This is a genomic window from Blautia sp. CGZ-1-C1, assembly GCF_056504575.1.
The window spans coordinates 1-11124 of record NZ_JBWLUT010000105.1; the positions used below are offsets into that span (position 1 = coordinate 1).

The following is an 11124-nucleotide window of genomic DNA, read 5'->3' on the forward strand; positions in this document are numbered from 1 at the left end:
GCAGCAGGAATATGGATATAAAAAGGAAGATCTTCTTTCTCAGAGAAGATATTCAAATGTATCAGTTTGTTACGGAAAATAGTGGGAAAACAAGATTGATACCATTGGAGGCAACAAAATATGGATTTGTTGTTCCAACATTTAATAATGCTCTTGAAAAAATAGTTGAGGAAGTATACGCATTTCAGGAGGACTGATAAATGATTGAAGAACGGATACAGTATGGAATTGATAATTTTTTAGAAGATGATTTTTTCCTGCCCTTTAGCAATTCCTATTGTTTAGAGGAAAAAAGTGAGACAGGAAGAAGCAAATTGCACGTAGATGTACAAGGGGATAATTTATGTAGTGAGGATTATGACCATAAAGGAAAGTGCAATTTTCTTAAGAAAGAAAGTCCATTTAAATTAAGAAGAAGTGTTGATCATGTTTTGCTTCAAAAAAAGGAAGAGAAATGGATATTGCATCTTATTGAAATGAAGAGTAAGGTTGATAACAAAAAATGGCATGAAATAAAACAAAAAATACGTGCTAGTTATTTTAATGTTCGTGCATTGGAAGGGGTATTGGGAATACATATTGATGAGATTAGGACATATACAACGTATGAGAGTACTGGATTTTGGAATACAGATAGAAGTGAAGATCCTAAAATAATGGTTGCACCTTTAGGAAAACCAATGCCACCAGCACCAGAGAAAGAATGGGAAAATAATATTATTAGCGTAGATGTTGGCGCTGTGAGGAAGTTTCAACATGTTGCAGTTAAGATGCAGAGAACAGAAGAGGGAGATAAGCTAATAGGAAATTTGCGTATTTGCTGATTTGAGAATTCTCTGTACTGTTGCTTGCATAGAATGGATAATATTAAGTTTTGTGACAATAACGTTACATCCTCCCCACCCACTTTGTGACAATTATATAACGTCCTCTATACAGAAATATGCGGTTTTAAGCCATTTTCGTGGCAAAAAAGCCGCATATTTTTTGTAGCAATGACTTGACATCCTCGGGAGCACTATGTACAGCTCAGAGCATTCCAAAATGAGTTATACTGCATAGAGATTGATTTCAAAATCTACATCAATCCGGAAGAATACAACCACTGCGGACGCTGCATTTGGCAAATCAAAGACAACACAATTACTTTAATCTATGGTAAAAAAAGGTGTTGTAATGGTGGAAGGCAAGGGAAAAGGAACGAAATAGATTTTGAAATAGGTGAAAAAACACCCGCTGTGGACAGATATGCATAATATCTTCCGCAGCGGGTATTAGTATCATCGAGTCTGACTCAAATGCTACGATACATTTTTATCCACAGTTTTGTAAAAATTCAATTGCTTCATATACATTAGAAAATGTGACGCTCTTTGTATTTAACCATTGGTTTCTGACATCTGTATCATCTATTCCCGGCAGTCCATCTGGCAATAATGCTTTTACAGTTTTCTTTGAATTTTCTACTGCTTTTTGATAATTGACTGCAATCTTCTCTGTTGCCGCAGAATTTCCTTTTACGTAAGTTGGAATTAATTTTTTAACTTCATTAATAACCTTTTCCTTTTCAGGAACGGTAATGAGTTTCGGAGTATAGTATTTGTAATGCAACATAAACCAATACTCAATACATCCACTAGTCATTAGTAATCTTACCCGTATTCCTTGTTTTTTTCTCAATTTACGAAGTTTCTTTATAATCGTAAACCTATCATTCCATTTTGGAATATCCTTTTCTTCTACATCATAAAAAAACCATATTTCATCTGTTACATCTATGCTGTTTTTATATTTGGGAGATTTTGAAAACTTTGCTTCTGCTTCTTCAAACAGTCCTGTATCTGGTGGCCTTTTTAAAACAGCAACATCCGAGAAAGTCTTTTTTAAATAATCAGTGTATGCCTGTTCACTTTCACCTTCGCAAAATACATAGATTAGTGGTTTGGCAGATTTTACTTTACGAGGCATTATTCCACCTCCTCAATCTCAATATCAGGAGTTGCACCATATTTACCAAGCAAATATCCCTTTCTGATATTTTCTGTAGTTCTGGTACCTAATCCACTAATACTATAAAGTTCTGATATCCCATCTTCATTGTTTTTGTCTGCAAAGTACAACTGATCCTTACGCAGGATTTCCATATTCATAAGTTCCGTGTTATGAGTCGTAAAGATAAGCTGCGCTCCTTTTGGGTTAGACTGCTTACTCTGGAATTTTGCCACAACAAAATCTACCAACATTGGATGAAGTTCTTTTTCAATTTCATCAACGATAAGAACTCCGCCTTTTTTCAGTGCTGACTCGATTGCAGGTGCAATAGACATGAGTTTTCTGGTTCCGTCTGATTCATCCGATAATTCTAACGGGTATAAAACCGCTTCTCCATTAGCATTGATACCCTGATGTTTCGATATTGCTTTAACCTCATTCATTTTTAATCTTGTTTCTGAGTTGCTCGACGTATCTGCCAGAATATGCATAAACTGAATCAAGGCTGTTTTTATACCGTCTGGTATATTCTCGGGAAAACTTAGATTGTCCTTAATTTCCTTACTGTCAATTTCAAATTGCATACTTTCGATACCGAGATCCGCAGCTTTAGCATAATCCGAAATCGCCTGCAGCATATTGGCATCATTAGAATAATCCAACAGCTGTTTAGGAATATCTGAATAATCCCTTGAAAAATAAAGCAATTCCCGAAACCACTTCATTGCAGTTGCGCAAATAGCGTCATTCATTGTACAAGCCAACGAAAAGAACAACTGATTCGATGCAACGGTTTCGCTGATTAACTTTCTTTTTGCCTTTTCTTCTGTAAAAATAAATGATTGATTTTCTCTTTTAAAAACTAACGCTTTTTGTCCCTTTGGTGCGTGGTATAAATATTCTTTATATATCTTTTCCTTTGTTGCAGCAAAGGAATACCAGTATTTAATTCCGTCTAGAGTATAGATAAATTCAAATTCTGTTGGTTCATCTTCAGAATAATCATTTAAAGCAAATGGTATTACTGGTATTTTTGCGTTTTCGTGCTGTGTTCTTTGTGCATTTTTAATGAATTGCACAGCCAGCCAAAACGCCCGGATTACATTACTTTTACCTCCACCATTTTTTCCATATATAGCAACGCTCGGTAATAAGTTCAACGAACCATATGAAATCAAGCTCTTTTTGAAGGGGCCAAGCCCCGTTGCTTCCATAGATAGCGTCGCCTCATCACGAAATGATCTATAATTCTTGAACCTGAATTCTATCAACATAATTATCCCTCCAAATTCATTTTCTATTAGTATATACTTATTTCATAATATATTCAAATAATATTATCGAATAATGTGATATTTTTGCTTTGATTTCAAACATAAATCGACAATCATCCGGATGATTCGATGTGATTTTCGAAAATTTATAAAACACCCGCTGCGGACAGATATGCATAATATCTTCTGCGGCGGGTATTTTATTTATACAGAGATATTTTAGAAATCATGTCCATGGCAGGAACGACAGAACGATAACTGTCTGATGTTTTACTTGCGCGAAAGGGCAGAGTATAATATAATAAAAAGAACAAACAGTTCTAAAACGATAGAGAAAAAATCCATCCGCGCATCTGAAAAACGCCGGATGGACTACTCACGTACAGAGATTTCGCAGATTGTTTTAATCTGCGAAATGGGCACATACGCGCCAACCTCCCCAATTTTATTAAATTTCTTATCAAATCACTGCTAATATAATATGCTGATTAAGCTATTTTGTCAATAAATGGCGATTCATTTAGTACATTATAACATAAACTGACCAATTTATTTAGTGCTTTTTGTAAGAAAATCAATCTGACTGCTGGAAAGTGTCTCCATTACGGGTCAGAATCGTGGTCAGGAGCCATAGAAAGGAGTTTTATATTTTGGCAAGACGAGGAGAAAACATACGAAAAAGAAGTGACGGCAGATGGGAAGGCCGATATCTGATCTATATAAACGGAAGCAAAAAATACCGTTCCGTATATGCCTCTTCTTATAATGAAGTAAAACAGAAACTCTTTAACAGCAAGAAAGAATCTGAGATTACTCTGCTCTCCCAAAAAGAGCAGACAGCTCCCCTAAACGGCAGTGCTGATATGAGTCTTGATGAAATCGGTCAGTTGTGGCTTATCTATATTAAGGATAATCGCAAGTACTCCACCTACAGAAAATATGCCAACATCTATGTCATGCATATCCGGGATATTTTTGGCAGTCTGACAGCAGACGAAATCAGCCTGGAAATCATAGAGAAAGCCCTGCCAAAGGAGATATCCGCCAGTCTATATAAAAGTATCTACTGTGTACTGAATCAGATTTTATCTTATGGAAACCGATACTGTGGCACTCCGAAAATTCATTTAAAAACAGAAAAGCTGCGGACAGTTCCCAAACCCGTGCAGACAATAAATGCTACAGACCAGCAGAAGCTATGCCGCTATCTGCTCTCGGATCTTGATTCCTGTAAGCTTGGCATTCTGATATGCCTGTATATGGGACTGAGACTAGGGGAAATCTGTGCCTTAAAGTGGGAAGATATCGATTTCCAGAGAAAAACGATTCATATTAACAGGACTGTCCAGAGGATTCAGGTCGGGCAGGAGGATAAGAAAACGATTCTGTATGAAGGATCTCCCAAAACTCTCTGCTCTGTCCGGGAGATCCCGATCCCGGAATTTCTCTTTCCACTTCTTCTCTCTTGTAAGGATGATGGGGTTTATGTGTTGAATAAATTTTCCCCGATGGAACCCCGTACTTATCAGTACAAGTTTTATTCTTATCTGGATAAAGCATATATAAAGAAGTCTCATTTTCACGCACTGCGCCATACATTTGCGACAAACTGTATCAGCAATGGGGCTGATGTCAAGAGTGTCAGCGAAATGCTTGGCCATTCTAATGTAAATATCACTTTGAATAAATATGTCCATCCATCTATGGATACCAAGCGGAACATTCTGGATTCGCTTTCTTCTATCTCTTCTATAAATGGTCAGATCAGTGGTCGGATCATTTCTTAACCTTTGATCTCATGCACGTTTCCGGTGCCCATTTCGCAGATTAAAACAATCTGCGAAATCTGAATTCCTCTTTTTGTGTACTTTGGAGGAATACCGAAATGAGCATACATCTTTTCAAACACAATCAGGAAGCATATAACTCAGTTACTGCCATGCTTGAGCGGGAAAAAATGGCAGCAGTCATCCACCCCACAGGCACAGGGAAATCCCTGATCGCATTTAAGCTGGCAGAGGAACATCCATCAGAGAAATTCCTATGGCTTTCACCAAGTGAATATATCTATCAGACACAGCTGGAGAACCTCGGAATAGAATTCGATAACATCCAATTCATGTCCTACAGCCGTCTGATGAAGAATGAAGACAGCATCGAAACCCTGCATCCGGATTACATCATCCTGGATGAATTTCATCGCTGTGGTGCCGCAGAATGGGGCAAAAGCGTCAGGAAACTTCTGAACGCCTGTCCAGATGCGAAGAGACTCGGGCTGTCCGCGACCAATATCCGTTATCTGGATAACCAGAGAAATATGGCAGAGGAGATTTTTGATGGAAAGATCGCATCCGAGATGACACTTGGAGAAGCTATCGTCCGGGGAATACTCCCGGAACCGAAATATGTGATCGCCATGTATTCGTATAAGAAAGAACTGGATCAGTTAAAGAAAAGAATCCAGGCATTATCGAATCAAGGCCTTATCACAGAGAACCAGAAACTGCTTGAGCAGCTGCGCCGCGCACTGGAACAGGCAGAAGGACTGGACATTGTGTTTGAGAAGCACATGGAAAAGAAAAATGGAAAATATATCGTCTTTTGTTCCGGTAAAGAACATATGGACGAAATGAAAGAGCAGGTCAGTACGTGGTTTCGCCGGGTAGACAGTGAGCCGCGGATCTATACAGCGTTTTATAACGATACTGCTACAGACAGAGAATTCAGGGAATTTAAGAAGGATAACAGTGAACATCTGAAGCTCCTTTTCTGCATTGATATGCTCAATGAAGGGGTTCATGTGGATGATGTGGATGGTGTGATTCTTCTGCGTCCGACGGTGTCGCCGATCATTTATCTTCAGCAGATCGGGCGTGCATTGTCAGCGGGCAGTGGGAAGACACCGGTTATTTTTGACCTGGTTAATAATTTTGACAGTCTTTCTTGTATTGACTGCCTGAAGAAAGAAATGGAAGAAGCATTTGTGCTGTTTCCGACGACGTATGGGAAAGGGTTCCGCTTTAGTGAGCGTTTCCACATTACGGATGAGACGAAGGACTGCAGGATGCTTTTCCAGAAACTGCAGACGAATTTAAGTTCCGCCTGGGAGACCTATTATATTGCTGCAAGGCAGTATTACCGGGAGAAAGGGAATCTGAAAGTTCCGAAGAGTTATCAGACGCAGACAGGGCTTACGCTTGGAAGCTGGATTCAGACACAGCGCAGGGTCCGTGCAGGTTCGGTGACCGGGAATCTGAGTGAGGAGAAGGTCAGGAAGCTGGATGAGATTGGGATGGTCTGGGACAGTAAGGACCAGAGCTGGAATGAGGCGTTGAGAGAATTGCAGGCTTATTATGAGGAACATGGGAATCTGGATGTTAAGGCTAGATATGTGACGGAGAATGGGTTCAGGCTTGGGAGATGGGTCTGTAATTTGAGAACGAAGGTGAAGAATAAGGGATTGGATCAGGCGCTGACGAAGGAACAGCAGGGAGAGCTGGAGAAGTTGGGGATGATCTGGGACCGGAATGGGGAGAAATGGGAAGAGTATTTCCGGGAGGCACAAGGGTATTATCTGGAGCATGGGGATCTGGAGGTTCCGGTGAAGTATGTGACGGAGAATGGGGTGCCGCTGGGGAGATGGCTCGCGGAGATTGGAAGCCAGACGGCCTTGACCGAGGAACAGCGTGAGAGACTTGAGAGGATTGGGTTTTGTAAAGAGAAGAAGACGGTCAGGCAGTGGAATGAGAAGTATGCGCTGGCGAAAAGATATTATGAAGAATTTGGGGATCTGAATGTACCGGTTTCGTATTGTGTGGACGGTGTGAAGCTGGGGAGGTGGATCTCGAATGTCAGGTCTAAGAGGAAACATCCGGGGGGCAGTGGGATGGTGTTGGATGAGGATAGGATCAGGCTGTTGGATAGGATTGGGATGGATTGGAAGTAGGAAAGAGAGAAATATTTAGAAGGAGTTTGGGAAGGAATGTATAGAAAGAAAGGAAGAGAATGGACAAAGCATGTGGATTTTATGCTGTTGGACATTTTATGTATACAGCTTGCATTTATTGCGGCATATATATTTCGATTCGGAATAAGTAATCCGTATATGAATAAGGACTACCGCATTCTTGGAATGGCATTTCTGTTTATTGATTTTGCGGTGGAGATTGTGGCAGATTCCTTTAAGAATGTTTTGAAAAGAGGATATTTCGACGAGTTTATCTCGACGTGTAAACATGTGATTCTGGTAGAAGTGGTGACAACTTTTTATCTGTTTACCACACAGATGGGGGATATCTATTCAAGGATATCTTATTACATCATGGTTCCGTTTTATATTGGAATCTCTTATTTGGCAAGAGTGATATGGAAAAGAATCCTCAGAAAAAGGGGATACAATTCGGTTAAGAAATCTCTTCTTGTCATTGCACCGGAGAAGATGCTGGAAGAGACATTAAAGACTGTGTCAGAAAGATGCATGGGCTATACCAGGATTATGGCAGCTGCACTGGATGCAGATCTTAAGGGAGAAATGATTTGCAATATTCCGATAGTTGCAGATCATGAAGAAATTGTTGATTTTGCCTGCGGTGAATGGGTGGATGAAGTGTTTATCCCGCCATGTGATGAGAGTGATTATCCGGGCGAACTTGCAGGGATTTTTATGGAAATGGGAATTGCGGTACATACTGGAATCATGCAGTCAGGATCTTTGCCGACAGGTTGTCAGCAGGTGGAAAAGATGGGTAACTATATGGTGATTACAACAAGTATGAATTATGCAGATTCATCTAAGTTGTTTGTTAAGAGGCTTATGGATATTGCTGGTGGACTTGTGGGATGTCTGGCGACACTGTTGATTACGATTGTAGTTGGACCGCTGATTTATATCAGTTCACCGGGACCGATTTTCTTCACACAGGAGAGAATTGGACGGAATGGACGGAAGTTTAAGATGTATAAGTTCCGAAGCATGTATATGGATGCGGAGGAGAGAAAGAAAGAACTCATGGCTCAGAATAAGATTAGTGACGGGCTGATGTTTAAGATGGACTTTGATCCGAGGATTATCGGGAATAAGGTGTTGCCGGATGGGACGCGTAAGACTGGGATTGGACAGTTTATCAGGAAGACAAGTCTGGATGAGTTTCCGCAGTTTTTTAATATCCTGAAGGGGGATATGAGTCTTGTGGGGACCAGGCCGCCGACAGTGGATGAGTGGGAACAGTATGAGCCGCACCATAGGGCAAGGATGGCGTTTAGACCGGGGCTGACTGGGTTGTGGCAGGTTAGTGGGAGAAGTAATATTACGGACTTTGAGGAAGTTGTGAAGTTGGATACTAAGTATATTGATGAGTGGAGTTTAGGGGTGGATTTGAAGATACTTTGGGAGACGGTTAGGAGCGTGATTAGGGATGATGGGGCGATGTGAAAAATTATCAGATAAAGATAAACTTACTGTAGTTGTCACGGGTTATGTTGACTTATCCATTGATCTCTCTCAGCGTGGACGAGAACATATTTTTTAGGTGAAACGGCTGAGGAATTCAAGGGAAAAAGAGTGGTATGTTAAAAATATTTTGTCGAGGACAGTTTTCTGCATTTTTTGATGGTTTATAGGTGTTTCAAAGCTTCTCTTGCTTTTGGCGTTTGAGAAGTGCGGGTTTCATTACTTACAGTGGAGTGAAGTGGAAAAATACATGAGAAGGTAATTGATGAAGACATGTTCCTTGAGTAAGCAGTAGGTCAAGTGTTAAAAAAGAAATGTTATAAAAAGAAAATATGGAGAGGAAATAAGATAAATGATTATTACTAAGACACCTTTTCGCATGTCATTTTTTGGTGGTGGTACAGATATGGAAGACTATTTTAAAAAAAATGGAGGGGCAGTTCTTTCCACCACTTTTGATAAATATTGCTACGTGAATGTTCGCCATTTACCTCGTTTCTTTGATTATGCTACAGAGCTTTCTTATAGCAAAACAGAAAGAGTAATAGATACAAATGATATTCAGCATCCTGCAATTAGAGAGGCAATGAAAATGCTTAATATGCAGGAAATTCGTTTGACATACGAAGCAGATCTCCCTGCTCGTTCTGGTCTGGGCACAAGTTCTTCCTTTGCTGTAGGGATGATTAATGCGTTTTATGCACTTAAAGGAAAATACGCCGATAAGAAAAAACTGGCAGATGAAGCAATTTATCTCGAACGTGTGCTTTGTAATGAAGCGGGTGGATGGCAAGATCAGATTGCCGCATCTTTCGGTGGTTTTAATAGAATAAATTTTGGACCTGATGGATATGAAGTTCTCCCTGTGATTATCTGGCCGGAGAGAAAATGCCAGTTAAACAACAATTTGATGATGTTTTTTACTGGATTTACTCGTTTTTCTTCTGATGTTCAGAAAATCAATAATGTAAGTGGTTCTGAAGAAAAGTGTGAAAGATTTAAAGAATATGCTTAAGCTAGTGGATGAAGCTGAAGCGATTCTTACAGACAAGAACAGAGACTTAGATGATTTTGGTCGTCTTCTTGATACTACTTGGAGATTGAAAAAAGGAACCGGTGGCGCAATCAGTACTGGTAGTATTGATGAACTTTATGAAAAGGGAATGGCTGCTGGAGCACTTGGTGGAAAACTTCTTGGCGCAGGCGGAGGAGGCTTTCTTGTGTTTTATGTTCAACCAGAGAAACAAAAAGCGGTAAAAAAGGCTATGAAAAACTTAATGTATATTCCATTCAAATTTGAGGATGGTGGCACAAGAGTTATTTATTATAGCCCTGAAGAATTTGAACTACGAGGCGCAGAATGATGGATCCGTTAAAACATGTGGACGTATTGATTGATAGATATCCAGAATTAGAAGGACAAAGAATGAATATTATAGAAGCTTATAAGATTTTGGAAGAATCTTATGCAAGTGGTGGCATACTTCTTATAGCTGGAAATGGTGGATCAGCAGCTGATTCTGAACATATTGTTGGCGAGTTAATGAAAGGTTTTGAAAATTCTAGAAAACTCCCACAAGAATATGTGGATAATTTGAAAACAGTTGATAAAGAGATGGGAGAAGTTTTGGGTAATAATCTTCAAGGTGGACTGCCAGCTATTGCTCTTGATGGGCATTTAGCATTAACAACCGCATATATGAATGACTGCGAACCGCTTCTTTGTTTTGCACAACAGGTAAATGGCTTCGGAAACAAGAAAGATGTTTTCTTAGGCATTTCGACATCTGGTAATTCAAAGAACATTTTATATGCGGCAACTGTTGCTAAGGCTAAAGGAATGAAGGTTATCGGTCTAACTGGAGCAAAAGATAGCAAATTGAGTGCTATGGCAGATATTACAGTTCGCTCTTCTCAAACTAGAACATATATGGTTCAGGAACATCATTTACCGATTTACCACTGTTTGTGTTTGATGCTTGAAGATAGATTTTTTGGGGAATGATTTATGGATAAACAACCGCTGTTAAATATATATGTCAATAATGTTGATATGAATGAAACTTTATCAGCAATTGATGAAATGATCTCTTCAGGAAGGAAAAGCTACATTGTTGCTGTTAATGTCGATGTGATTATGAAAATTGAAAATGATTCATACCTGAAGCAGATAACTGACGAAGCAGATATGGTTCTAGTTGATGGAAAACCTCTCATTTGGATATCAAAATGGCATAAACATCCGATAAAAGCAAAAATTTCGGGTTCTGACTTAGTTCCACTTCTTTGCGAAAGGGCAATTGAGAAAGGTTACTCTATATTTATCGTTGGTGGTAAAGATGGAGTAGCAGAAAAGGCGAAGTTAAATATTCAAAGAGATTATCCTAATATTCAGATAGTTGGAACATA

The 11124-nt window shown here is 39.4% G+C and carries 10 protein-coding genes and 1 pseudogene; 9 read left to right on the forward strand and 2 right to left on the reverse strand.

The genetic code is table 11. The annotated features are described in order from the left end of the window. Together AC058W_RS09475 and AC058W_RS09480 are read left to right on the forward strand one after the other, a co-directional pair. Positions 1–197 (forward strand): annotated as a pseudogene (locus tag AC058W_RS09475) (AAA family ATPase); the annotation flags it as partial. 3 nt (positions 198–200) lie between these two features. Continuing rightward, positions 201–824: a hypothetical protein gene (locus tag AC058W_RS09480; protein ID WP_479390001.1), complete on the forward strand. Its 624-nt coding sequence runs from the start codon at positions 201–203 to the stop codon at positions 822–824. A 490-nt stretch (positions 825–1314) separates the two neighbouring features. Here the strand turns inward: AC058W_RS09480 and AC058W_RS09485 are convergent, their stop codons facing one another. Together AC058W_RS09485 and AC058W_RS09490 are read right to left on the reverse strand one after the other, a co-directional pair. Further along, complete coding sequence (locus AC058W_RS09485) at positions 1315–1968, reverse strand: RloB domain-containing protein (RefSeq protein WP_055152550.1); 654 nt, start codon at positions 1966–1968, stop codon at positions 1315–1317. Next, positions 1968–3266, reverse strand: coding sequence for an AAA family ATPase (locus tag AC058W_RS09490; protein WP_118516739.1), 1299 nt, complete (start codon positions 3264–3266; stop codon positions 1968–1970). The genes AC058W_RS09485 and AC058W_RS09490 overlap by 1 nt, the downstream gene beginning before the upstream one ends. 650 nt (positions 3267–3916) lie before the next feature. Here AC058W_RS09490 and AC058W_RS09495 point away from each other — a divergent pair. From AC058W_RS09495 to AC058W_RS09525, 7 genes are all read left to right on the forward strand, one after another. After that, entirely contained in the window at positions 3917–5053 is a 1137-nt protein-coding gene (locus AC058W_RS09495; RefSeq protein WP_479390002.1) for a site-specific integrase, read from the forward strand. Positions 5054–5151: 98 nt separating this feature from the next. Then, positions 5152–7212 carry a Helicase associated domain protein gene (locus AC058W_RS09500; RefSeq protein ID WP_479390003.1) on the forward strand — a complete coding sequence of 687 codons (2061 nt, stop codon included), beginning with the start codon at positions 5152–5154 and terminating at the stop codon, positions 7210–7212. Positions 7213–7248: 36 nt separating this feature from the next. Continuing rightward, complete coding sequence (locus tag AC058W_RS09505; RefSeq protein WP_479390004.1) at positions 7249–8697, forward strand: sugar transferase; 1449 nt, start codon at positions 7249–7251, stop codon at positions 8695–8697. 370 nt (positions 8698–9067) lie between these two features. Next, a complete protein-coding gene (locus AC058W_RS09510) occupies positions 9068–9730 on the forward strand; it encodes a GHMP family kinase ATP-binding protein (RefSeq protein WP_479390005.1) in 663 nt (220 codons plus the stop codon). Next, positions 9705–10079, forward strand: a complete 375-nt coding sequence (locus tag AC058W_RS09515) for a hypothetical protein (RefSeq protein WP_479390006.1) — start codon at positions 9705–9707, stop codon at positions 10077–10079. Before AC058W_RS09510 ends, AC058W_RS09515 begins: the two co-directional genes overlap by 26 nt. Beyond that, a complete protein-coding gene (locus AC058W_RS09520; protein WP_479390008.1) occupies positions 10079–10720 on the forward strand; it encodes a D-sedoheptulose-7-phosphate isomerase in 642 nt (213 codons plus the stop codon). Before AC058W_RS09515 ends, AC058W_RS09520 begins: the two co-directional genes overlap by 1 nt. Before the next feature lie 3 nt (positions 10721–10723). Further along, positions 10724–11124, forward strand: a 401-nt coding sequence (locus AC058W_RS09525; protein ID WP_479390007.1) for a WecB/TagA/CpsF family glycosyltransferase, incomplete at its 3' end; no start/stop codon positions are given.

Coding starts and splice junctions, on each gene's coding strand:
- AC058W_RS09485 (WP_055152550.1), bottom strand. CDS start 1,968: ATGCCTCGTAAAGTAAAATCTGCCAAACCACTAATCTATGTATTTTGC.
- AC058W_RS09480 (WP_479390001.1), top strand. CDS start 201: ATGATTGAAGAACGGATACAGTATGGAATTGATAATTTTTTAGAAGAT.
- AC058W_RS09500 (WP_479390003.1), top strand. CDS start 5,152: ATGAGCATACATCTTTTCAAACACAATCAGGAAGCATATAACTCAGTT.
- AC058W_RS09520 (WP_479390008.1), top strand. CDS start 10,079: ATGGATCCGTTAAAACATGTGGACGTATTGATTGATAGATATCCAGAA.
- AC058W_RS09490 (WP_118516739.1), bottom strand. CDS start 3,266: ATGTTGATAGAATTCAGGTTCAAGAATTATAGATCATTTCGTGATGAG.
- AC058W_RS09505 (WP_479390004.1), top strand. CDS start 7,249: ATGTATAGAAAGAAAGGAAGAGAATGGACAAAGCATGTGGATTTTATG.
- AC058W_RS09510 (WP_479390005.1), top strand. CDS start 9,068: ATGATTATTACTAAGACACCTTTTCGCATGTCATTTTTTGGTGGTGGT.